Here is a 23,367-nt window from a genome sequence, read left to right as displayed (position 1 = left end):
CCATAGGCTAAATCCTAAAGTTTTAGAAGTCCTCTATCTCGCGAACCTTGCGTTTTTTCCAGGCGAGCTCGTAGACGACCGGTACGACGACCAGCGTCAGCAGCGTCGACGTGAACAAACCGCCGATGACGGTGATCGCCAGGCCGCCGGAGATCAAGCTGGTCGAAGAACCCGATAAGGCGAGCGGCATTAAGGCCAGCATGGTCGCGAATGCGGTCATCAGGATCGGTCTCAGGCGGGTCGTCGACGCTTCGATAATCGCATCGGTAATCGCCATGCCGGACCGGCGGTTCTTCTCGACGCGGTCGAGGAGCACGACGGCGTTCGTGACGACGATGCCGACGAGCATCAGCATGCCGATCATCGCGCTCATGGACAGCGCCTGTCCCGTAATCAGAAGCGCGGTCAGCGATCCGACCGGAATGAAGATCAAGGACGACAGAATGATCAACGGAGTGACGATGCCGCCGAACGTCATGCTCATGACGAGGAACACGAGCCCGACCGCGACGGCCATCGCGATTCCGATGCTGGCGAAGCCCTCCGCGATCATCGCGAGTCCTCCTCCGAAGCTGATCTCCACGTCGGACGGCAGCGCCAAGCTCTGAATATCTTTCTTGACTTGGTTCGTCACGGCAGCGGTATCGGCACCGTCCTTGATCGTTGCGCTAACCTCGGCATAAGTCTTCCCGTCATCGTGGTTGATCGTGGCCAGCGCGTTCTGGACGTCGACATTCGCGATATCCTTCAGAGTCAACATTCCTGCGGCAGTCGGGATCGCGATATTCTCCAGCTCTTCGCGGGAGCCGATCCGCTGCGCATAAGAGATCGTTACGTCCTGATTCTTATTGTCCAACGCATATGTCCCGGCATCGACCGGCTTCAGCTGCTCGTTCACGGCTTGCATGACGGCCATGGCCGATACGCCGGAATCGATACCTTTCTCATTCAGCGTAAGCACCCATTTCGGCGAGACGTCATTCATGTTGTTGTCGGTATCCTTAAGATCCGCATGGGAAGACATGAGCTGCTCGACCTGCTTGGCGGCTTGGGACAGATGCTCCACGTTGCCGGAGTACAAGGTGACATCGATTCCGCTGCCGGACGGCAAGCCTTGCTGCTCGCCTTCCTTCGCCGTCACCGTCGTCCCCTCTACCGCCGCGTTGGCCAACGCCGGCAGATCGATATTCGCTTGCTCGACGGTGCGCTCTACGTCCGAATCATCCGAGAATTGGACGGTTACCGTCGCTTTGTTGTTCTGCGCGGCGCCCCCGCCGAAAGGATTGCCGGAACCTCCGCCGCCGATACTTACCTGATAATTGCTCATCCCCTCAAGCTTGGCGACATAATCCTCGATCTGCTCCGCAACCTTATTCGTTTGATCTTGAGAGCTTTGCGCGGGAAGAGTTACTTCGATCGAAGCCGTCGGCACCGAATCTGCCGGCAAGAAAGCGACGCCTAAGGCCGGAATCGTGCAAAGAGAAGCGACGAGAAGCGCGACCGAGGCGGCGAGCACGATCGCTTTGCGTTTCAGAGCGCCGGTTATCACCTTCTCGAAGGAACGGGCCAGTACCCCTTTGCCTTCCTTGTGAGGTTTGACGTTCTTGAAAAACTTCGCTCCGAGGACCGGAATAAGCATGACGGCAACGAGCAGGGACGACAGGATCGAGACGACGACGGCGATCGAGAACGGACGGAAGAACTCCCCGATAATGCCGCTCACGAAAGCAAGCGGCAGGAAGACGACGACGGTTGCGATCGTCGAAGAAGCGACGGCGCCGATGACTTCCTTGGTCGCCTTAAACGCAAGCTCCTTGCCGTTCATTCCCTTGCCCTTCTCTTGGCGCCATCGGAATATATTCTCGATAACGACGATGCTGTCGTCGACGATCCGCCCGACGGATACGGCGATACCGCCGAGGGTCATGATGTTCAACGTATATCCCATTTGATCCATAACCGCGATGGTCGCGAAGATCGAAATCGGAAGAGAGAGAATCGAGATGATCGTCGCTCTAACGTTTCTCAAGAACAAGAAGATGATGATGACGCAGAACAAAGCGCCGAACAAGCCTTCGCGAACAAGCGAAGAGATGGATTCTTCGATGGCTTCGCCTTGGTCTTGGATCACGTGAAGGTCAAGCTCGCCTTTATCCTGATAATCGTTCAGAACTTCTTTGACTTCGTCCGCGACGTCCGCGGTGTTCGCGTCCTGGTTCTTGACGACGCCGATCACGTAACTCGGCGTGCCGTTATAGCGCGTAATGCTATCCTGAGAGGAAACCGTCGTTACCGTGGCGATATCGGATAATTTCACCTTAACGGCTGCGGGCATTCCTCCTTGCGCCGCTTGTCCTGCCGCGGAGCCGACGATGCCTATGTTCCGGATTTGGTCGAGCGAGTCGATGCTGCCGACCAGCCGGACCGGAATCGTCGTCTCGTCTTGGCTTACGTTCCCTAGCGGAACCGCATAGTCAAGCGATTGAATGGCGGTTTGGATGGAGCCGAGCGAGATCCCGTACCGGTTCGCCTTCTCTTTATCGACGACGATATTCACTTTCTCCGTCTTCGTTCCGTCCAACGTTACCGAACTGACCCCTTCAAGCTTCTGAAGCTTAGGCACGATCTCGTCATTGAGCTTCGCGGCCAGCGCATCGGAATCCGGGCCGTCTCCCTCGGAGAATACGGCTGCCTGGTAGACCGGAACCGATCCGGCGGACAACCGCTGAACCGTAACGCTCGCGTTATCCGGCAGCGCGAGCTTGGCCAGAGCCGTCTCCACGTCCGCGGACATCTTCTCCATATCCGTTCCGAACGGGAATTGGATAAAGAGACTTGCTCCGTTCTCCGTCGTTGAGCTCGTTAAGGAATCATAGCCCTTAAAGCTCTTTAACGTATCCTCTATCGGATTCGTAAGGCTTGATTCGATCTCCTCCGACGAAGCTCCCGGTTGAACGACGGAGATGGCTACCGCCGGAAGCTCCAGATCCGGGAACGTCTGCTGCTTGATCTGGGTGGCGGAATAGAGGCCGTACCCGAGAACGAGAACGCAGAGGATGACGACGGCGACCCCGTTCTTAAGACTTAATCTGCTTAGAAAATTCATCGATTTCTCTCCTCTCTTTATTCGAGAGGAGTATAGCGCGCGAATTTGTCGCCTATGTGAAGCGCGAGTTACATTTTATTGGAAGGTTGATCCAACGGAAGGGTCACCTTGAACTCCGTCCCTTCTCCCGGAGAGCTGGTTACCTGGATCTCGCCATGATGAAGATCGACGATCCGCTTCACGATCGAGAGGCCGATTCCATTGCCTCCGGAGGCGCTCGTTCGGGAAGGATCCGCTTTATAGAAAGGCTGGAAGATCGAGCTCAGATCGTTCTCCGGAATGCCCGATCCCGTATCCCGAACGAGGACGATCGCCTTATCTCCTTTTCGTTTGGCGGTGACGAAGATTTCTCCGTCCGGACCCGTGAACTTGATAGCGTTGCTCAGCAGATTGATCCACAATCGATAGACCCGGTCCTCGTCCGCATGGACTTCTATCTCTTCGAGCTCTAGCTCGATACGGAGGTTTTTCGGCGCCCACTGCGGCTCTAAGGAGATGACGCATTTGCGAAGCTGCTCGTCCAACCTCAAAGCTCCTAAATTGAGCCGGAGATGCTCGTATTCCAAGGCTGACAGTTGTAGCAGATCCTCGCCCAATCGGGACAATCGCTCCGTCTCGTCTTCGATAATGGTCAAGAGACGCAGACGGCTGTCTTCATCCATCTTCTTTTGCTTGAGCGCCTTGGTAAATCCTTTGATGGAAGTAAGCGGAGACTGAATCTCATGAGAGACGTTGGAGACGAATCGCTGCCGGATCTTCTCCAGCGTTCCGAGCTCCTTCGCCATGGAGCCGAAACTGCGCGTCAATTGACCGATTTCGTCCTTGCGCTTCGATCTCAGCTCGAACGAGAAGTCGCCCTTGCTCATGCGTCGAGTCGCGTTCGTCAATTTCTTGAGCGGCTTGACGATATACTGGGCGGCAAGAAGAATGAGCGCGCTCCCGAACAGAAGAGAGAATAACAGCTCGAATTGGAAGAACCTTAGGATCAAGGTCATGAACGGACCGATCGAGGGTTCCATGAAGACGGCGAACCGCTGCCCTTCGATCTCGAACGGCAAACCGACCAGAAGACTCTTGGGGCCGCGCTCGGAGCCGCGATAAACGCCGCCGTTCAGAACGTAGCTGATCGTCTCTTGATCCAATTCGATCCTTTTCCCGCCGTTCAGAGCCTCTTCGTGCAGCAATCCCCCGTCCGGACCGTAGAAGTTGACGGAATTCGCGGAAGTGACGGAGATCCCCTTCGCGAGCACGGCGGAATGCTGCGGATAAGCCTCCGAATAGGACTCGATAATCTCCTGTCCGGATTCGATCATTTCTTCCTGGATGTAGCTTATCGCTTGGTTCTCGAAGAGTCTAGTAATGAGTATCAACGATAGGAATAAGCTCACTATAACCGCCGCTAAGAATATAAATACGACCCGGACATACAGCGACTTGGTCAGGCTAGACATCGGAAACCTCTAATCGGTAGCCTAAGCCGCGCAGCGTTACGATCTTGAAATCGTCGGCATAGTCGGCAAACCGCTCGCGCAGCCGTTTGATATGCGTATCCACCGTCCGCTCGTCGCCGTCGTAATCCATTCCCCATATTTTCTGAATCAGCATGTCCCTTGTGAACAGCTGGCCGGGATAGCTGGCAAGCGTGTAGAGGAGCTCGAATTCCTTCATCGGCAGCGTAGCCGATAGGCCGGCGTTCTCGTATTCCACCAGGTAGCTCTTCCTGTCGAGCGTCACTCTTCCGAGCCGGATCGTTTGGGAGATGGATATTTTATACCGCTTGAGCAGCGCCTTCACCCGCAGCACCAGCTCTACCGGATCGAAGGGCTTCACCAGATAGTCGTCGGTCCCCAGCCGGAAGCCTTTGATTTTGTCCGTCGGTTCGCCTTTGGCCGTTATCATCAGAATCGGCTTGTCTCCCGACTCCCGGATCTTGCGGCACAGCTCCCAGCCATCCATCTCGGGCATCATCACGTCAAGCACGACCAGATCGATCTCCCGCTGCTGCAAGAGCTCCCAGGCCTCCGCTCCGTTCCGGCGTTCCGCAACCTCCATCCCCTCGTCCTCCAAATATAATCGAACAAGCTCGCGAATGTGAGCTTCGTCGTCCACGACCATTACGGTTGTCATAACGGCGTTCCCCTCTCTTGCATTCTCTATTCTTATTATCGTATCCCGCCCATTTGGATTGAATGTGAACGGACGATTACAACGTAAAGAAACGGCGAAGCTTGCCCTTGCGCCAAAAGAAAAACCGTCCTCCTAAGAGGGCGGCAGCGGTTCTTATTCCATTACTTTATTCGTTTGGCAATCGGATGATCTTCGTTCAGCTCCAAGAGGTCCCATAAGTTCCCGTAAAGATCTTTGAACACGGCAACCATGCCATAAGGTTGTTCTTTGGGCTCGCGGACGAATTCGATTCCCTTCGAGACCATATCGCGATAATCCCTCCAGAAATCGTCGGTGTTGAGGAACAGGAACACCCTTCCGCCCGATTGATTGCCGATATAAGCTTCTTGTTCGGGTTTGGAGGCTCTTGCCAGCAAAAGGGTCGTTCCCGCGGAGCCCGGCGGAGAAACGACGACCCATCGTTTGTCCTGTTCGGGCTGATAAATATCTTCCACCAAAGTGAAATGAAGCTTCTTCGTATAGAATTCGATCGCCTCGTCATAATCTCTGACGACCAGGGCGATATGGACAATGGATTGAATCATCTTATCCTCTCCAGACGGCAAGCTATTTCCAATCGATAGTGACGTTCGCTTCGTATAAGCCGTACATTTGCCTTGCGAGATTCTTCACTTTCTCCGCGATGGAAGCAGGCTCCAGCACCTGAACGTCGGGACCGTAGCTAAGAAGCATCCCGTAAAGCCAGTTGTTATCCGGAAAGTCGACCCTGACGATCAGCGAACCGTCTTCTTGCTTCTCGAGCTTCTCCCAGCCGAACGACTCTTCGACTCGAACCTTCATCCGGGAATGAAATCGAAGAACAAGCGGAACGGGAATCTCCTTCTGTGGGTTCCCCCACCGGGCGTCCAATTCTTCCATCCGAACGCCGCGGCTAAGGAAGTGCTCCAGATGAACGCGCAGGGCGTTCAAACGGGAAAGCCGGAACGTGCGGTAGTCGCCGCGAAGACGGCAGTAAGCATACAAGTACCATGCGTATCCTTTCCACGCAAGGCCTATCGGCTCCGCCTCCCGCTCCTCTTCGACTCCGTCCGTATTCGTATATCGAAACGAGACGACGGAGCGATGCTTGGCCGCTTGGCGCAGCGAGTTCAGGATCGACTTGTCCCGAAGACCGCCTCCGTGCCAGAGATTCGTGTCGAAGATCAGCGTATCGCCGAGCTCCTCCATTCGCTGCTGATCCGACCTGGCCACCAGCGCTTTGATCTTGGCGAGCAGGCTGTCCATCTCCTTGTCGTCAAGGGAAGCCCTGACTCCTTTGAGCGCTACGAGAATCGATTGCAGATCGTCCAAGGTGACGAGCTGTCTCTCGATCCGGAATTGCTCCATGATCTCGTATCCTCCGTCGGATCCCGTATAAGACACGATGGGGATGCCGGCCGTGTTGATCGTTTCCAGGTCCCGGTAGATCGTTCTCAGCGAAACTTCGAACTTATCCGCCAACGTTTTGGCGTTCACCCTGCGCTGGCTCAATAGGACCATCGTTATTCCGAGCAACCGCTGTATTTTCAAATTCGCCCCCCTCTCCGACCATAGGCGGGAAGTCGATCGTTCGCGCCTTAACCCGCTCTTCCTAAATCATACACAAACAGACGCGCAGGGTCATCCCGTTTCTTGACAGGCTGCCACTCGAAAAATGGGGTAATGCTTTTTCTCCTTGTCAAATAGTTGTCAGGAAGGAAGAGCTACTATGAATACAGAAATCATATGGATCGGCGACATCCGCCTTTTCTATCCGGAACTGAGGAGATAACATGATGTCGATGAATCCCGGAGCGTTAAATCGCTCTTTGCTAGCCAGACAAATGCTGATAAGCCGCGAGAAGCTCACCGTTCTAGAAGCCATCGAGAAGCTTATCGGCCTGCAGGCTCAAGCCCCGTTGGCGCCTTATTTCGCCCTATGGACTAGGTTGGAGGGTTTCAGGCAGGAGCAGCTGTCGAACCTCCTCTTGGAGAAGCAAGCGGTGCGCATGGTTCTCATGCGCGCCACTCTTCATCTCTCTTCCGGCCGAGATGCTTTGAAGCTTCGCCCCTGGCTCCACCCCGTCATGGAAAAGACCCTGAAAGGCAATCATGGCAAACGGCTCCATGGCGTGAACTATGAGGAGCTATCCGAAGCCGGCCGCCGACTGGTCGAGCACCAACCTTTAACCTTCGAAGAATTAGGAAGGCTATTGAGCGAACGGTGGACGGATCGTCCGGCGGAGGCTTTATCCGCCGCCGTCCGAAACCTCGTGCCGCTTGTCCAGGTTCCGCCTAGAGGGATATGGGGACTCAAAGGTCAAGCCGTGCATGCCTCGGCGGAAGCTTGGCTTGGCCGGCCATTAACGCCGAATCCGGACGCCAAGGAATTCGTGCTGCGCTACCTATCGGCCTACGGACCTGCAACCGTTGAAGATATTCAGGTTTGGTCCGGTCTGACTCGGTTAAACGAAGTCGTCTCTTCTCTCCGATCCAGACTTGTCGCGTTTAGAGATACGGATGGCAGAGAGCTTTTCGACTTGCCCGAGGCTCCCCGGCCGGAAGCGGATATGCCGGTTCCTCTCCGTTTTCTTGGCGAGTTCGACAGCATTCTCCTGTCCCATGCGAACCGAAGCCGGATCATCGACGATCGGTACCGAAGCCGCGTTTTTACCGTGAACGGCATTATCCGTCCGACGATTCTCTTGGACGGCTTCGTCGCCGGAACTTGGTCGATCCATCGAAGCCGAGATCGATCTACGTTATGCGTGGAGCCCTTCCTCAAGCTGACCGGGGAACAATCGGACGCCCTCCTGCAAGAAGGGAAGCAATTGCTTCGCTTCGCGGCGGAAGGCCAGACGCATGATATCCATATTCAAACGTAGCCGAGAGGCGGAAAGGGCAACGGCCTGCGACTTATTTTCGCAGGCCGTTTGCCCTTTCCGCCGCCCGCTCCATGTACCGCTGATAGACCGTAATCGAAGCGGTCAGCCAGAAGCCGCTCGCCAAATACCCCGCCAGCACATCGCTCGGGTAATGAACCCCCAGATAGATCCGGCTGATCCCGATGGCCAGAACCAGGGCGCAGCTGACCAGGATCAGAAGCGTCCTTCCCCTTCTCGAAGAAATGTGCTTCCACAGAAGAAACGCCGCAATCCCGTATAAGCTGAATGCCCCCATCGAATGACCGCTCGGAAAACTATAGCCGCTCGCCTGAACGAGCCGATGGAAGCTCGGACGTTCCCGATGAAAGACAAGCTTCAACGCGACGTTTAATATCTCGGAACCCGCCAGAACGAACGCGAACAGAATCAATTCCTTGCGGTGGTTGAGCACGAAAAACAGGAATAGCATGATCGCTATCGATATGACGACAACGGGAATCCCGGACCCGATGGCCGTGAACGCCTTCATCCCGTTCGTTAGGGTCGCCGATTCGCGGCTTTGCCAGAAATCGATGATCGCGCGATCGAAGCTCGCGATTCGTTCCGTACCGACCAGGACAGCGATCGCTCCGAAGCCCGCGGCGCAGAGCAGGCTTGCCAGTAAGGCGAAACCAAGTCTTGACGTTAATTTCATCTCGAGCCCTACCCTTCTGCAAGGTAGGTTGCCTGCCCCTCGGAAGATTATTCGGAGCGTTCCCAGATCAGCAAGACGATTGATAATAAGGAAACAATAGTCTTTTACTCCCTTAAAAGTTATACTTATAGTCAATTATTATGACAAGGGAAAGGCAGTTGTCGCGAAGCATGTTAAAGGTTGCAAAAACGGTAATCGCCATACCCGGCCTATTGGCATTCGTTCTACTCGTTGCCGTCCTGCCGATCTTGCTTCAATTGGGCGAGAACGGCAGCTCCATCCGGCTGAACTGGTCGGGGGGTTTCGCCAGCATTCGGGATTATTTCGCCGGGATCGGAACGGGCGAATCGTTCCGCTTCTTATCGGGGAGAACCGAGCGCTCCTTCTGGGAGCAGATCGGCAGCTTCTTCAACGTTTCCTTGTTTTATGTGGCGGCCGGCGCCTTGATCGGGACGACGATCGGCATCCTCGTCGGCATTTATCTCGGATTGTCCCGCGCGGAATGGCTGAAGCGCGTCGTGGAGTTTATCGGGGCTCTCCCGGATTTCGTCATCATTCTGCTGCTTCAGTTTCTTGTCGTCTATATTGCATCGGAAACGGGAATCGTCGTCTTTCGGGTAGCCAGCCTCTCGACCGACCATCCGGCCGTCATGCTGCCATTGATCTCCATGATCGTCCTCCCTGCCAACTACATGATCCGCAACGTCGCCCAGCAGATGAAGATGACCTTGTCGGAGGATTACATAGGGTTCGCCAAAGCCCGCGGATTAGGCAAAACGTACATCGTGTTTTTTCACGCGCTGCCGAATGTCCTGCCTTTTATCAAGGCCGATTTACATAAGCTGTTGGGGATTATGATGGGAAATTTGTTTATCGTGGAATATTTGTTCAACATGCACGGCGTGACGAAGCTTCTGTACGCCGACGCGTTCGCCTATGAAGGCTATCAATATGACGTGGTCGTGAACGGCTTGCTGTCCTTGCTTGCGGTGTACGCCATCGTATTTATCGTGCTGAAATTATTTTTGCGTGGATGGGAGAAGGTGTTCGTGCGATGAATAAAACGTTGCTGACGGGGCTTTTGATTACGGCATTATTGCTTGCGGCGGCCTTGTTCGGGAGCTATTTCGCCCCACATGGACTGGATGAACAGGTAAAGCGGCAGTATATTCCCAGCGAACAAGGCGTCGGCCGCATCATCTCTCCCCCGCTCGCGCCGGGCGCGGACTATCCATTCGGAACCGACAAGAACGGTTACGACTTGATGGCCAAGCTTCTGGACGGGGCGAAATATACGATCTTCCTCTCCGCCGGGATCGCGTTGGCCCGGGTCGGCATCGGAGGCATTCTCGGCATGCTGATGGGCTACTACAGCAAAAAAACGCCGAAACGGGTTCGGACGTCGTCTTCCTGGAGCGTATTGAACGGAATTCCGGTCTTCTTGATCGCGTGGTTCGCCTTAACCGGAATCACGATCAATACGAATCTTTCTCCTTTGTACATGTCCATTCTGCTAGGCATCGTGCTGACCGCGGTCGGCGTGCCTTCCGTCGTATCCGTAGTCAAGGATAAAACGATGGTCCTCCGGGAGAGACAGTTCATCCTCGCTTCTCACTCCCTAGGGGCGGGACATTGGAAAATCATGCGGTCGCACCTGGTTCCGCACCTAAAGGAGAGCCTGATGATCCTCCTCGTGCAAGAAGCGATTCTCGTGCTCTCCCTATTCGGCCAATTGGCGTTGTTTAATATTTTCGTAGGCGGCACGACCATGTACTTCGACCCTCCCGAGTACCACAGCCGCACGAACGAATGGGGCGGGCTGATCGGACAAGCCAGAACGAGCCTCTACTCGCACCAATGGATTCTATTCATCCCTCTTGCCTGCTACATCTTGCTTATCGTCGGCTTCCACCTCGTCGCCAACGGGCTCGAGAAGCTATTCAAGAAAAGGTATGTCAAAGCTTCTCATTTCTAAGCAGAAGGAATCAAAAGCTCTTGCGTCTCTTAAAAATAACGATAATATCCCGGGAAGCGCCTTGGGACATGGCGGTATCGAAGCAGGAAACGAGCTCCCATCCGTCCGAGCCGTACCGGTTCAATTCGCTCTCGAATTCCTCCGAATCGATTTTGCCTCCAAGAAAACCGCCGGTCTTATACTTAAAAGTCGCGTATTCCCACTGCTCCATGCGGCGTAGCCTCCTTATGTATGATTGAGTATAATTGTGACATAGTCCCATGGCTGCCGCAATATGGGGGACTAAACATGTTGTTATGTTAAATTTCCTTGCCTCGACTTGCGCGTATGGAATGGAATGCATTATAATTTCCGTAATCAAATAGCTGAACTTATGTTTTTCGGAGGAGCCTGTCACCAAGGGCTCCTCTTTGTTTTTTTTCGGCTTTTGGACATCTTAAGAGGGGTAAAGGAGAATAGAAAATGGAATTTATCTTGTACTTGGCCATCATTATCGCGGCAACCAAAATCGCCGGCCACCTCTCGGCCCGACTCGGCCAGCCGGCCGTTCTGGGGGAGCTTATCGTCGGCGTCCTGCTGGGACCGGCCGTGCTCGGCGTCCTCGAGCCGGAAGCCTCCTATCTTCATTACTTCTCGGAGATCGGAGTGCTGCTTCTAATGTTCCTGGCCGGCATGGAGACGGACCTTGCCCAGCTTCAACGCAATTGGAAGGCGGCCTTCGCCGTGGCGATCGGCGGAATCGTTCTGCCGTTTATCGGGGGATATTCCGCGGCGTTGGCGTTCGGATTCTCCTCGGACTACGCCATGTTCTTCGGCATTCTGTTCTGCGCGACGTCGGTCAGCATCTCCGTTCAAGTGCTGAAGGAGATGAACCGGCTCGGCTCGCGCGAAGGTACGACCATCCTCGGGGCCGCCGTCGTGGACGACGTGCTGGTCGTCATCCTGCTTGCGGTCATGATGAGCGTTCTCGGAACCGGCAACGATGTTTCGCTTGGTCTCCTGATCGGCAAAAAAGTCATTTTCTTCGTCGTCGTGATCGCGGTCGGGTGGTTCGTCATTCCGAAGGCGATGGAGTGGCTCGCTAAGCTGCGCGTCTCCGAAGCCGTTATCAGCATCGCGGTCGCCATCTGCTTCGGATTCGCTTATTTCGCTGAGTATATGGGAATGGCCGGCATAATCGGCTCTTTCGCGGCAGGAATCGCGCTTTCTCAAACTCCTCTGCATAAGGAGATGGAGCGCAAGCTGGAACCGATTGCCTATAGCATTTTCGTTCCGGTTTTCTTCGTAAGCATCGGGCTAAACGTCAGCTTCGACGGCTTAGGCTCGCAGATCGGCTTCGTGATCGTCATCTCTATCGTCGCCATCCTTACGAAGCTTCTCGGCGGCGGACTGGGCGCCCGCTTGACCGGGTTCGACACCCGCTCTTCCATCGCTGTAGGCTCCGGCATGATCTCGCGCGGCGAAGTCGCCCTGATCATCGCCTCCACGGGTCAATCCGCCAGCCTTCTGCAAGAGGAATATTACACGTCCGTCATTATAATGGTCATCGTGACCACGCTGGTCACACCGCCGATCCTGAAATGGATCTTCTCTCGCATGCCGGAGAAGGAAACGGCTTAACGATTCCGCAATCGTCTTGCCGGTAAGGTTCGTAATTAAACATAAAGAAAGCAGCTATCGGGACCGATAGCTGCTTTTGATGCGGTTATATTTAATTCCGAATCAGGTAGTCGAACGCGCCGAGAGCCGCGGTTGCGCCGGATCCCATCGAAATGATGATTTGCTTGTACGCGCTGTTCGTGCAGTCTCCCGCGGCGAACACGCCAGGCACGCTGGTCGCGCCATGACGGTCGACGACGATCTCGCCCATGCGGGTGCGCTCCAGCGTATCGGCCAGCCATTCCGTATTCGGAACGAGACCGATTTGCACGAAGACGCCTTCCAGCTCGACATGCGTTTCCTCGCGGGAATCGCGGTCGACGAACGTAATTCCGTTCACCTTGTCCGTGCCGGTGATCTCCGTCGTTTGCGCATTCTTGTAAACCGTTACGTTAGGCAGGCTATAGAGACGATCCTGCAGAACGGAGTCCGCCTTCAGCTCGGTGCCGAATTCGATCACCGAGACGTGTTGGACGATTCCGGCAAGGTCGATCGCCGCTTCGACGCCGGAGTTGCCTCCGCCGATGACGGCTACGCGCTTGCCCGCGAACAGAGGTCCGTCGCAATGCGGGCAATAGGCCACGCCCTTGTTCTTGAACTCCGCTTCGCCCGGAACGTTTACGTTGCGCCAACGAGCGCCCGTGGATAGAATAACGGTTTTGCTCTTCAGAACGCCGCCGTTCTCCAATTCAACCTCGACCAGATCCTTCTTCTCCAGGCGAACGGCCTTTTGGAGCTTCATGACATCGACGTTGTACTCCTTGACGTGCTCTTCCAAGCTGGCTGCCAGCTTGGCGCCTTCGGTGTACTTGACGCTGATGAAGTTCTCGATGCCGACGGTATCCATAACCTGGCCGCCGAAGCGCTCCGCCACGATGCCCGTGCGAATGCCTTTGCGCGCGGCATAGATAGCGGCGCTGGCGCCGGACGGTCCTCCGCCGATAACGAGCACGTCGAACGGCTCTTTGTTAGAAAATTCTGACGGATCGGGAGCTTCGACGATCTTGGACAAAATTTCTTCGATCGACATCCGTCCGCTACCGAAAAATTCGCCGTTCAGGTATACCGTCGGAACGGCCATGACTTCCTTGCTCTCGACTTCTTCCTTGAACGCGGCGCCGTCGATCATCGTATGGGAGATGCCCGGATTGAGAACGCTCATCACGTTCAACGCCTGAACGACGTCCGGACAGTTGTGGCAAGTCAGGCTGATATACGATTCGAATGCATAAGTGCCCTTAATGCCCTTGATTTGATCGATGACTTCTTGATCTACCTTCGGAGCTCTTCCGCTGACTTGCAATAAAGCCAGAACCAGCGAAGTGAACTCATGCCCGAGGGGAACGCCTGCGAAAGCGACTCCGGAATCTTCCGCACCGGCCCGATTCACGCTGAAGCTTGGCGTTCTCGCCAGCTCGGCGTTCTCGAGCTTGATTCGGGAGGACATGCTGGCTAACTCGTCCAAGAAAGCCAGCATCTCCTGCGATACGGAGTCGGAACCCGCGCTGACCTTAATCAGCAGGTCGCTCTCCAAGAGCTGAAGGTATTGGTCTAATTGTTGCTTGATATCAGAATCCAACACCTGGAATGCCCTCCTTAGATCTTGCCTACAAGATCAAGGCTCGGCTTCAGGGTCGTGGAGCCTTCTTGCCATTTAGCAGGGCAAACTTCGCCTGGATTGTTGCGAACGTATTGAGCTGCTTTGATCTTGTTGACAAGCGCGCTAGCGTCGCGGCCGATGCCGCCCGCATTGATTTCGACCGTTTGGATAACGCCGTCCGGGTCGATGATGAACGTGCCGCGGTCAGCCAGGCCGTCCGCTTCGATCAGAACGTCGAAGTTGCGGGAGATCGTGTGCGTCGGGTCGCCGATCATGATGTACGTGATCTTGCCGATCGTTTCGGAGCTGTCGTGCCAAGCCTTGTGGGTGAAGTGAGTGTCCGTCGAGACGGAGTAGACTTCCACTCCCAGGGACTTCAGCGTTTCATATTGATCCTGCAGGTCGCCCAGCTCGGTCGGGCAAACGAAAGTGAAGTCCGCAGGGTAGAAGCAAACGACGCTCCACTTGCCCTTGAAGTCCTCATTCGTTACTTCGATGAACTTGCCATTGTGGTAGGCTTGCGCCTTAAAAGGTTTGACTTCGGTTCCAATCAGAGACATAGTTGGTTTCCTCCTAATTGTTTTTATTTAAAAAACTTATTGAGAACGTTTAGCAGTCAATAATCATTCTTATTTACTGCTTGATACAAATAATATCATCGATTCCGCCAAAGCACATGAAGAAAAAATGAAGTAAATATGACAAGTTTGTGAACGCACGTCCTCTTAGTATTCCCCCTGCCGGTTCCGGCTATTCAAGGCGCGTCGTTCAACGATTAGCTTCTTCACCTCATCTTCCTCTTTTTACCTCTCCATCTCTGTCTTTCTTGAATAATTCCCCCGCAAGCGAAGCACCCTTAAGGCAAGGAGTGGGTTCGATGGCTGCGATTGGCACGCTCGTCTTGGCGAGCCTTAGCTTCGCTCTGTTAGTTCTGTTCGATACGCTGGTTTATCGTCAATCCTTCTTCGTCTCCGTTAAGCGCATGTTCCTTGATGACGCTTATTTCAATAGAAGCGCGTGGACGCTGCTGGTTTCCGCTCTTCTCCTCTCCTGCTGGTACGATCTCCGAGAGCGGCCGTTCGGACAAAGGCTGTCGGCAAGATTATTCGGCCGGAGAAAGGACACGCGATGGAATCGAAACTAACCGGTCTTCAGCTCTACGCGATGATGCTCGTCTTCTTGCTGGGAACGTCCATCATCTACGGCACGCCGAGACTGGTTCCGGATTCATGGTTGATCGATATCGCGGCGATCGTCCCCTATCTGCTTCTGACCGGAATCTACCTGGCGTTATTCTGGACAGGATGCGACCGAAATCTGTACGAGCTGTTGGTTGCGGCTTGGGGCAAGCACTTCGGCAAGCTGTTCGCACTTGGATATTCCGTCTACTTTCTATATATCGCTTCCCGCAACCTCCGAGACATGGTCGAACTGATTCTGACGGCGCTTCTGCGCAATACGCCCAGCTTCGTCATCGTCCTCGCGTTCGTTGGTATTGTCGCTTACGCGGCATGCGGAGGAATTATCGCCCTGGGCAGGCTCTCCATCCTTATTGCAGGAATGGTTCTATTCTTCTTCGTGGTGCTGACCTGCCTCTTGTACTTTAGCGATTCCATCGATCTCGAGCGGGTTCTCCCTTTCTTGTCCGAAGGCTTGGGAGCCGTCGCAGGCGCTTCCTTGCGAAGCTCGATATGGTTCCCATACGGGGAAGTTCTCGTGTTCCTCGCGTTCGGGTCCAGTTTAGGAGGAGCCAAGACGCTGCGGAAAATCGGACTCTTCTCTCTTCTTAGCGCGACGGCCATCCTCTCCTTCTCGAACCTTCTTCAGACGAGCGTTCTCGGGATCGAGAACATGAAGTATTCGGTCTTCGCGCTTTTGGACGCGGCCAGGCTCATCAATATCGAGAATTTCATTACGCGCATGGATGCGCTTGTCGCCTTTATCATTATTTTCGGCGTTATCGTCAAATCCGCCATTTTCTTGTACGCCAGCGCCAAAGGAGCCGAATTCCTGTTCGGGAGCGATTGGAGAGGATTCGCCCCGTCTCTCGCCTTGCTGATCGGCGCCCTGTCGATCAAAGTGTCGCGAAATAACGCGGAGCACGTCTCCGAAGGCCTCGTCTACGCGATCTACTGGCTTCATATCCCCTTTCAGCTGGCCATCCCTCTCGCGACGCTGCTGCTGCTCAGGCTGCGGTTAAATCATAAGGAGGCATAATGGCAACGTACCGTTTCCGTCAAGATCGCATCGAGAACGAGCTTCGGGCTCACTTCGGCTCCTCGGCCGATTTATCCCTGATCCCCATTCGGCTGGCCGATCGCGATGGTCTTCTCTGTTTTCTATCGACGATGACCAATTCCACATTCCTGATGAATAACGTCGTGCAGCCTCTCCTTCAAGCTTCGTACCGGGAGATCCTCTTCGACTCGGCGGAAGCGCTGGATTCGCTGCGTCTTCGGTTGTTCGGCGGGTTGAACACGCGTTTGCTCGAGGATCCGGGGCACCTTCCGGAATGGATGACCCAAGGATATGCGGGTCTGCTGCTAGACGGTCAGGACCGCATGCTTCTGATCCATGTTCAGGAACTGGAGAAGCGATCGATCGCCGAGCCGACGGCCCAAAATGTCATACGCGGGCCGAAGGAGGCTTTCACCGAATCGGCGGATACGAACATGAGCATGATTCGCAGGCGAATCCTGAACGAGAATCTCCGTTTCGAGAAGCACGTCATCGGCTCCAAGTCGAACACCTCCGTTTATCTTGCCTATCTCGAAGGCGAGGCCGACGAGCGGCTATTGAATCCAATCCGAGAGAAGCTCCGCAGCGCGCGTCTGACCGGGCTGTTCGATTCCGGCGGTTTGGAGAACGAACTTCAGTCGAACCGTTTCTATCTGTTCCCTACCACCTACAACAGCGAAAGGCCGGATTCCATCTGCTCCTGCCTATTGGACAAACGAGTCGCGCTGATCGTGAACGGAAGTCCGTTCGTGCTGATTATCCCCGCTCAATTCACCGATTTCTTCAAGTCCCCCGAAGACCAATACCAATGGTTCGTCTTCGGCACGTTCATTCGCTTGCTGCGCTACGTGGCTTTTCTATTTTCCTTGACCCTGCCCGCCTTTTACGTTGCCGTAACGTGTTACCATCAGGAACTGGTTCCCACTTTATTGCTTACGAGCATTATGGCGCAAAGACAAGGAATTCCTTTCCCGGCCGTCGTCGAGATGTTCCTGATGGAGATCACCTTCGAGCTGCTCCGCGAGGCCGGAACAAGAATGCCCCGATTGGTAGGGCAATCCATCTCCATTGCCGGAGCGCTTGTGCTGGGAGAAGCCGCCGTTCAGGCGGGCATCGTATCCAACATCACCGTCATCATCGTCGCCCTGACCGCGATATCCGGTTACGTATCCCCCGTCTACACCTTCGGAGCCAACATTCGCCTGTTCCGCTTCGCCTTAATCGTTCTCAGTTCCGTCATCGGATTGTACGGAGTTATCTTGGGCTGCGCATACTTGCTGATCCATCTGACGAGAATCGAGACGTTTGGGGTTCCGTACCTTTCCCCCTTATCCCGCTTCTCCGGGAAACGTTCCGCATGAGGAAGCTCGCAAGGTTGGTCGGCGCCGTCCTTCTCCTGGGAGCATGCCTTCAGATGAGCGGATGCTGGGACATGGTCGAAGTCAGCCGCGCCTCCCTAATGACGGGATTGGCGCTGGAGCCAGGCCATAACGGCCGAATTCTCGTCACCCTCGAAGTGTTGAATTCGGCGGAAACGATGAGCTTCGAAGGCGGCAAAGGCGGTTCTCCCTCGCAGCTATATTCAAACGAAGCGGACACGATCGTCGAAGCCATGATACGAATGAACGAGCATCTCGACAGGATGCTGATCCCGTCGCATATTCGAGTGATCATCGTCGACGAGCGGATCGCCCGGGAGGGATTGGATCGCTTTATGGACTTCGTCCAACGCTCCCGCTATGTAAGGGAAGACGTTACTCTGCTTGTGTCCCGCGGGACGAAAGCCTCCGACATGCTGCGGGTGGCCTATCCGGACGGCATGTATGCCGGCTTCGGGATCCAATCCCAAGTGTTCAACTACCACAACAACTGGGGCGGCGTTCCGGATAGCTTCATGTACGAGGTCGCCCAGTCCGCCTTCTCCCCGGGCAAAGAGCTCCTGCTTGGAGCAGTTACGCTCGATAAAAAAAGCGACAAGGAAGAAAGCGTCGAAAATAGCAAAAAGTTGGATCCCCAGACGCTCGTGAGGATTGCGGGATCGGCCGCGTTTCGGGAGAACCGGCTGATCGGCTTTCTGTCGAAGGAGGATACGAGGATGGTTCTCTTGGTCACGAATCAATTGAAACGGACGACCGTCTCCTTCCCTCTTGACGGGCAGGGCAAATACGCGGCCATCCGGCTGATCCGTTGCCATACTTCCAAGAAAGTCCAAATGATCGAGGGAAGACCGCTCATCTCGATCAACGTCGAGGCTGCCGGTCTCGTCGCAAGCATGGACGATAATTTGGCCATCGATAAAATCCATGGCTACGAGCAATTGGACCGATTGGCGTCCGAGCATCTCAAGGAAAGCCTGACCGCGACGATCGGGAAGGTGCAGAAACAATATAAAGTCGACGTGTTCGGCTTCGGGGAGCATCTATACCGGCACCGCTATCATGAATTCATGCCGGTGTCCAAGGAATGGAACGAGCAATTCGCGAAGGCCAAGGTCGTCGTTCAGGTATCGGTGAGAATCGAGAGATCGGAATTGAAGTCCAGAAACCAGACTCAGAACAAGGTAGTAAATTAATACTCCTTTCTCTCATATGGGATTGTCCTTAAGCCAAATATCCTTGTAATCGATCTTGCCCCATGCGTTAAGCGCGATCCCGTTCAGCGCCGGATCCACGCTGACCGTTTGATGGCTGTGATATAGGAATAGAAGCTGCAGCGCATCCCGGAGCTCCGCTTCCAAGTCGCGGAGGATGTCCATGCAACGATTAGGATCGCCTTCCGACAACGCTTCGGAGACGGCGGCGTCCACCTTTGCCAGATTCGCAGGATCCAAATGGTTCCGGATATATCCGGGACTGGAGCGATACATATCGATGAGAGTGACCGCGGGCTCGACCCCAAGAACCTCTCCGGATAGAATCAGATCGGCGCGGGAGATCTCGGCTGCTTGGCTCAACTCGCGGATGGGCAGCACCGTCGTCTCCATGCGCACTCCCAATCGTTCGAGCCTGCTCCGAATCCAGCCGGCATCCTCCTTATTGGCGGAATAGTCGTACGTGTAGAGCTTCAAGGTTTCGCCCTTGTATTCCGAGTGCTCGAGAAGCTCCCGCGCTTGCCGCAAGCCGACGCCGGTGCCGTAGGCTTCCTCGTCGCGGCCGGGATCGAATCCCGAGGACGGCTTCAGCCTTCGCCCGCCCAACTCCCTGACCATCTCCTGCCGATCGAGCGCCCCGTGGATGGCGGAGCGAACGCGAACATCCTGCAGCGGCCCCGGACGGCTTAAATTAAAGGTCAAATAACTGCTGCCGGCTTCCGCGCGATTAAGAACATTCCCCGATTTCGAACGATCGACCGCTTCGAAATAGAGCACCTGCGCTTCCTTCGGCGAATAATCCTCCCGCAACGCCGTTTCTCGATAATCAGGCCACACCCAGATTTCGACCCGGTCCAGGAAAGGACGTCCGCCGTAATAGGAATCGTTCGCTTCGAGAACGAGTTTCGTTGCCGTGTTCTCCGCGATTCGGAACGGTCCCGTACCGATCGGCATTCTCTCGTAATCGATTCGAGGGACAAGCCTTCCCAAGTCGCTCGGCACGATGGAGAATCTCTCCTGCGAGATAAAATTCAAAAACAGCCCGTTCGATTCCCGGAGCCGGATCCGTAAGCTTGAAGTGCCGAGAACCTCGATGTCCGCCATATTAGCCGTCAGCCAGTCGTCCGGTTTCTCCTTCTTGATCCTCTCGAACGTGAACTTCACGTCCTCGGCGGTCATTCTCTTCCCATGGTGGAAGAAGACTCCTTTGCGCAAGTAGAACGTCCAATGCGTTCTCGTCTCGTCATGCTCCCAATGGTGCGCCAGACCGGGTTTATGGGCTCGGCCCGCGGCATCGTACTCGACCAGCGTGTCGAAGATTTGGCGGACCATATGCGCCTCCGTTCGCCGAATCACGTTCATCGGGTCCAGATCGGGAATCGGCCGGTAAAACGGAAACCTCAGCACATCCAGCTCGTCGGTCCGCCTTTGAAGCCCGAATTGGGAGATCAGCCAGCCATGGAATTCGGCATTCAGAGAATCGTCCGAATGCTTCCGCACGAATTCCAGGGCGGCTCCCGGCTCCCCTTGCTCGGCCAGCCTCTTGGCTTTACGAAGGAGGAGCTCTTCTTTATTTTGCAGGAAAACGAGCGTAGACCGGTTGCCCCTTCCTCTTCCCGACGACCATTCCACGTAGCTTCTCTCGATCATCTTCTGAATCAGCAATTGTGCATTACGTCTCGTGCAATCCAGGGCGCTCGCGAATTCGTCCAACGTGATCGTCAGCGGCTGCCCTTCCGTCTGTACCGGGTAGCACTGCCTAAGCTGCAGGTAATAATCTTCAAGCTCCATAAGTACCGGCCTCCTCCCCTAAAAGACGAAATCCCTCTCCGCACCTTTCGCTTTTTGTTCCACTTTTCCAAAAGTATAATGGGTGACGCTTAAACCGTAAAGAGGAGTGAACCTGCCCATATGGCTATCCCGACTATCTCGTCCACAGCAACAGAAGAAAGATCAACCCCGTCCGCGCCCTCCGTCTGGAGAAGTCCCTCTTTTCTTATTTTGCTCGGCACGGGAGCGATCATGGCGTTCGGCAACAAGATTTACGAGCTGGCGCTCCCTTTGATCCTGTATGAAATGACCCGCTCCTCCGTCATTATGGCGACAATGCGGGGAATCGAATTTCTTCCGAACCTGCTTCTTGCGATGTTTATCGGCGTCCTGGTCGATCGGGTGAACAAAAAAAGATGGTCCCTGTCCGCGATACTCCTGCAAGCTATCGTCCTTGGGATCCTTTACGGCGTCATCGAATTCGGCCAGCCAGAGCCCTACGCGTTCTATATCGCGGGATTTCTGCTGATGGGACTCGGCTACGCCTACAACAATGCCAGGGTCGCCATGGTTAAGCACTCCCTACCCGAAGAGCTTCTGACCTCCGCGAACGCTTCCTATGCCTTCGTGACGACGCTGGTCGGAATTCTGGGACCCGGATTAAGCGGCCTCATTCTTATGCTGCCGAACCTTCATTTGGCTCTATTGATCACTTCGATATCCTTTGCGCTTGCTTATGCGACTCTATTGTTTATTCCCAACCACGAATCGAGAACATCCGGAGCGCAAGGACAAGGCTTCCGGACGGAGCTTCGCGCAGGCTGGGCGGAGCTGCTCCGCAACCGGCCGCTGCTCCGGATGTCGGTCATCGTCATCTTCTTGAATTCGGCTTCGGGGATGATCGATACGACGATTATCTTCTATTCCAAAGACGTTCTTAAGTTGAACAATCTGGAGCTGGGCATCGTCCTCTCGGCCGCGGGAGCCGGCGGGCTTGCGGGAAGCCTGCTGATCGGACGGCTGCGCCGCTGTTTCTCCGTGGGACGGTTGATCTCTTTATCCGCCTTGATGACCGCGCTTGTCCAGCTCCTCTTCTATATAGCCGACAAGGCTTGCGTTCTTGCCCTGGGATTGCTCCTCTTCGGCTTGTTCGAGACCATCAGCTCCGTGAGCATATGGACGTTCCGCCAGGAGACGACTCCCTATTCCCTCATCGGCCGGATCAGCGGGATCACGGGATCGATCTTTAAGCTGGGTATGCCGCTTGCGATCGCGTTCTCCGGATGGGTGACCGAGCACGAAGGGGCTCAGCTTGTTTTTCTTATGGGATTCTTCTTGAATATGTCCGTGTTCGCGGCTTGCTTGACGGGACCGCTTTGGAAGGCCGCTCGCGCTTGACTTCTATACCGTCCAGACGGTATAGTTTTTTTCGAGGTGAACGCAATGAACAGCAATTCGAGATACGGCGACATTCTCTCCGCCGCCAGCAACGTCGTAAGAACGCTTGGCGCCGAGAAGCTGACTTTGGACGCCGTCGCCAAGGAAGCCGGAGTCAGCAAAGGCGGCTTGCTGCACCATTTCCCCAACAAACAGGCATTGATTCACGCCATGGCGAAGGAATCGTCCCGTCAATTCGTCGCCGATCTCAACGCCAAAGTAGAGAATTCGCCGAGCGATGGCGGGCGCTGGACGAGAGCTTATCTCGAAGCCACCTGCGAGGATGCCGCGAACGAGCATTCCAAGGAGCTGAGCACGGCATTGATCGCTTCGCTCTATTCGAACCCGGACATCTTGGCCAAGCTGCGAACCAGCTATTCGGGCTGGCAGAAGAACATCGAGAACGACGGGATCGATCCGGTCGCCGCCACCATCGTCCGATTGGCCGTGGACGGCTTGTGGCTTGCGGAAATATTCGGCCTCGGGAATCTCGAACCGGAATTGCGGAACCAGGTGATCGACGCCTTAAAGAAAATGACCGAAACGTAAAGGAGAGAATCGTTTGCTCGCATATGTTCTGCTGGCTTCGGCAATCGTCGCCGAAGTGTTCGGAAGCTCCATGATGAAGCTGTCCGACGGATTCAAGAGAAAGCTCCCTTCCCTTCTGCTCGTCGTCGGATACGCGGTGTCCTTCTATTTGTTTTCGTTGGCGTTGAAGGACCTTCCCTTGGGGACGGCATACGCGATCTGGGCGGGTCTCGGAACCGCTCTGACCGCCGTGGCGGGGATTCTCGCGTTCAGGGAGAAGCTTAACGCCCGCAAGCTGCTCGGCATGCTCGTGATCATCGCCGGAGTCGTCTTGGTGGAGATAGCCAGGGAAAGTCAATAACCGGGAAAAGAGGAATCGGAGTGAACGGGTATTTGGCATTAGCCTTAGCGATCGTCGGCGAGGTATTCGGCACTTCCATGCTTAAGCTGTCCGACGGATTCAGTCACGCGGTCTTCAGCCTTCTCTTTCTTCTCGGCTTCGGATTCGCGTTTTATTTCCTATCGTTGTGCATGAAGACCGTTCCTCTCGGGACGGCTTATGCGATCTGGTCCGGCGTAGGCACCGTTCTGACGACCGTTATCGGCGTGCTTGCTTGGGGAGAGCCCCTGAATTTCGTTCTTGTTCTAGGAATCGTTCTAATCGTCGGCGGCGTCGCCCTGCTCAACTCGGGACGGACGGCGGAAGGGTAACCATCGGTCGCCGATCGAACTTGCAGTCG

The 23,367-nt window shown here is 55.0% G+C and carries 22 protein-coding genes; 12 read left to right on the top strand and 10 right to left on the bottom strand.

All coding sequences use genetic code 11. From position 1 onward, the window contains the following. Window positions 1-22: 22 nt before the first annotated feature. The 5 genes from H7B67_RS30215 to H7B67_RS30195 all read right to left on the bottom strand — a co-directional run bounded on the left by H7B67_RS30215 (window position 23) and on the right by H7B67_RS30195 (window position 6,802). Window positions 23-3,106 carry an efflux RND transporter permease subunit gene (locus H7B67_RS30215; protein ID WP_185123624.1) on the bottom strand — a complete coding sequence of 1,028 codons (3,084 nt, stop codon included), beginning with the start codon at window positions 3,104-3,106 and terminating at the stop codon, window positions 23-25. Between the two features lie 68 nt (window positions 3,107-3,174). Continuing rightward, window positions 3,175-4,557, bottom strand: coding sequence for a sensor histidine kinase (locus tag H7B67_RS30210; protein ID WP_185123623.1), 1,383 nt, complete (start codon window positions 4,555-4,557; stop codon window positions 3,175-3,177). Continuing rightward, window positions 4,550-5,233 carry a response regulator transcription factor gene (locus H7B67_RS30205; RefSeq protein WP_185123622.1) on the bottom strand — a complete coding sequence of 228 codons (684 nt, stop codon included), beginning with the start codon at window positions 5,231-5,233 and terminating at the stop codon, window positions 4,550-4,552. Before H7B67_RS30205 ends, H7B67_RS30210 begins: the two co-directional genes overlap by 8 nt. A 161-nt stretch (window positions 5,234-5,394) precedes the next feature. Beyond that, window positions 5,395-5,817, bottom strand: coding sequence for a VOC family protein (locus H7B67_RS30200; protein ID WP_185123621.1), 423 nt, complete (start codon window positions 5,815-5,817; stop codon window positions 5,395-5,397). Window positions 5,818-5,839: 22 nt separating this feature from the next. Next, window positions 5,840-6,802 carry a helix-turn-helix transcriptional regulator gene (locus H7B67_RS30195; RefSeq protein WP_185123620.1) on the bottom strand — a complete coding sequence of 321 codons (963 nt, stop codon included), beginning with the start codon at window positions 6,800-6,802 and terminating at the stop codon, window positions 5,840-5,842. A 245-nt stretch (window positions 6,803-7,047) separates the two neighbouring features. Here H7B67_RS30195 and H7B67_RS30190 point away from each other — a divergent pair, with 245 nt between their 5' ends. Next, window positions 7,048-8,136 carry a winged helix DNA-binding domain-containing protein gene (locus tag H7B67_RS30190; RefSeq protein WP_245364078.1) on the top strand — a complete coding sequence of 363 codons (1,089 nt, stop codon included), beginning with the start codon at window positions 7,048-7,050 and terminating at the stop codon, window positions 8,134-8,136. Window positions 8,137-8,167: 31 nt separating this feature from the next. On the opposite strand, the gene H7B67_RS30185 is transcribed toward H7B67_RS30190, so the two are convergent. Further along, window positions 8,168-8,830 (bottom strand): phosphatase PAP2 family protein, encoded by a 663-nt coding sequence (locus H7B67_RS30185; RefSeq protein ID WP_185123618.1) that lies wholly within the window; start codon window positions 8,828-8,830, stop codon window positions 8,168-8,170. Between the two features lie 170 nt (window positions 8,831-9,000). Here H7B67_RS30185 and H7B67_RS30180 point away from each other — a divergent pair, with 170 nt between their 5' ends. Continuing rightward, entirely contained in the window at window positions 9,001-9,888 is an 888-nt protein-coding gene (locus tag H7B67_RS30180) for an ABC transporter permease subunit (RefSeq protein ID WP_185123617.1), read from the top strand. Beyond that, window positions 9,885-10,805 carry an ABC transporter permease gene (locus tag H7B67_RS30175; RefSeq protein ID WP_185123616.1) on the top strand — a complete coding sequence of 307 codons (921 nt, stop codon included), beginning with the start codon at window positions 9,885-9,887 and terminating at the stop codon, window positions 10,803-10,805. Before H7B67_RS30180 ends, H7B67_RS30175 begins: the two co-directional genes overlap by 4 nt. A 10-nt stretch (window positions 10,806-10,815) precedes the next feature. On the opposite strand, the gene H7B67_RS30170 is transcribed toward H7B67_RS30175, so the two are convergent. After that, complete coding sequence (locus H7B67_RS30170) at window positions 10,816-11,016, bottom strand: DUF4177 domain-containing protein (RefSeq protein WP_185123615.1); 201 nt, start codon at window positions 11,014-11,016, stop codon at window positions 10,816-10,818. A 251-nt stretch (window positions 11,017-11,267) separates the two neighbouring features. Between H7B67_RS30170 and H7B67_RS30165 the strand changes: the two genes are divergently transcribed. Further along, the gene (locus H7B67_RS30165; RefSeq protein WP_185123614.1) at window positions 11,268-12,425 is read left to right on the top strand and encodes a cation:proton antiporter; all 1,158 of its coding nucleotides are present in this window, start codon (window positions 11,268-11,270) and stop codon (window positions 12,423-12,425) included. 91 nt (window positions 12,426-12,516) lie between these two features. Here H7B67_RS30165 and ahpF read toward each other — a convergent pair whose 3' ends face one another. After that, window positions 12,517-14,046, bottom strand: coding sequence for an alkyl hydroperoxide reductase subunit F (gene ahpF / locus H7B67_RS30160; RefSeq protein ID WP_185123613.1), 1,530 nt, complete (start codon window positions 14,044-14,046; stop codon window positions 12,517-12,519). 14 nt (window positions 14,047-14,060) lie between these two features. Further along, window positions 14,061-14,624: an alkyl hydroperoxide reductase subunit C gene (ahpC, locus tag H7B67_RS30155; protein ID WP_185123612.1), complete on the bottom strand. Its 564-nt coding sequence runs from the start codon at window positions 14,622-14,624 to the stop codon at window positions 14,061-14,063. A 317-nt stretch (window positions 14,625-14,941) separates the two neighbouring features. Here ahpC and H7B67_RS30150 point away from each other — a divergent pair, with 317 nt between their 5' ends. From H7B67_RS30150 to H7B67_RS30135, 4 genes are read left to right on the top strand one after another with little or no spacing between them, the layout of a single operon-like run. Further along, a complete protein-coding gene (locus H7B67_RS30150; protein WP_185123611.1) occupies window positions 14,942-15,208 on the top strand; it encodes a hypothetical protein in 267 nt (88 codons plus the stop codon). Next, on the top strand, window positions 15,193-16,281 hold the full coding sequence (locus H7B67_RS30145; protein ID WP_185123610.1) for a GerAB/ArcD/ProY family transporter: 1,089 nt from the start codon (window positions 15,193-15,195) through the stop codon (window positions 16,279-16,281). Before H7B67_RS30150 ends, H7B67_RS30145 begins: the two co-directional genes overlap by 16 nt. Next, window positions 16,281-17,663, top strand: coding sequence for a spore germination protein (locus H7B67_RS30140; RefSeq protein ID WP_185123609.1), 1,383 nt, complete (start codon window positions 16,281-16,283; stop codon window positions 17,661-17,663). The genes H7B67_RS30145 and H7B67_RS30140 overlap by 1 nt, the downstream gene beginning before the upstream one ends. Further along, complete coding sequence (locus H7B67_RS30135) at window positions 17,660-18,874, top strand: Ger(x)C family spore germination protein (protein WP_281067910.1); 1,215 nt, start codon at window positions 17,660-17,662, stop codon at window positions 18,872-18,874. The genes H7B67_RS30140 and H7B67_RS30135 overlap by 4 nt, the downstream gene beginning before the upstream one ends. A gap of 12 nt (window positions 18,875-18,886) precedes the next feature. Here the strand turns inward: H7B67_RS30135 and H7B67_RS30130 are convergent, their stop codons facing one another. Beyond that, window positions 18,887-20,683: an SgrR family transcriptional regulator gene (locus H7B67_RS30130; RefSeq protein WP_185123607.1), complete on the bottom strand. Its 1,797-nt coding sequence runs from the start codon at window positions 20,681-20,683 to the stop codon at window positions 18,887-18,889. Between the two features lie 120 nt (window positions 20,684-20,803). On the opposite strand from H7B67_RS30130, the gene H7B67_RS30125 reads away from it, so the two are divergent. From H7B67_RS30125 to H7B67_RS30110, 4 genes are read left to right on the top strand one after another with little or no spacing between them, the layout of a single operon-like run. Further along, window positions 20,804-22,060 carry an MFS transporter gene (locus tag H7B67_RS30125; protein WP_185123606.1) on the top strand — a complete coding sequence of 419 codons (1,257 nt, stop codon included), beginning with the start codon at window positions 20,804-20,806 and terminating at the stop codon, window positions 22,058-22,060. Between the two features lie 45 nt (window positions 22,061-22,105). Continuing rightward, complete coding sequence (locus H7B67_RS30120; protein ID WP_185123605.1) at window positions 22,106-22,648, top strand: TetR/AcrR family transcriptional regulator; 543 nt, start codon at window positions 22,106-22,108, stop codon at window positions 22,646-22,648. A 13-nt stretch (window positions 22,649-22,661) separates the two neighbouring features. Continuing rightward, complete coding sequence (locus H7B67_RS30115; protein ID WP_185123604.1) at window positions 22,662-22,988, top strand: DMT family transporter; 327 nt, start codon at window positions 22,662-22,664, stop codon at window positions 22,986-22,988. Window positions 22,989-23,008: 20 nt separating this feature from the next. Further along, window positions 23,009-23,338, top strand: coding sequence for an SMR family transporter (locus H7B67_RS30110; protein WP_185123603.1), 330 nt, complete (start codon window positions 23,009-23,011; stop codon window positions 23,336-23,338). Window positions 23,339-23,367 lie beyond the last annotated feature (29 nt).

This window comes from Cohnella thailandensis, assembly GCF_014212135.1.
GTDB classification, from domain to species: Bacteria; Bacillota; Bacilli; order Paenibacillales; family Paenibacillaceae; genus Cohnella; species Cohnella thailandensis.
The sequence above is the reverse complement of the archived record's forward strand: the minus strand, read 5'-3'. Positions and strand labels throughout refer to the sequence as shown.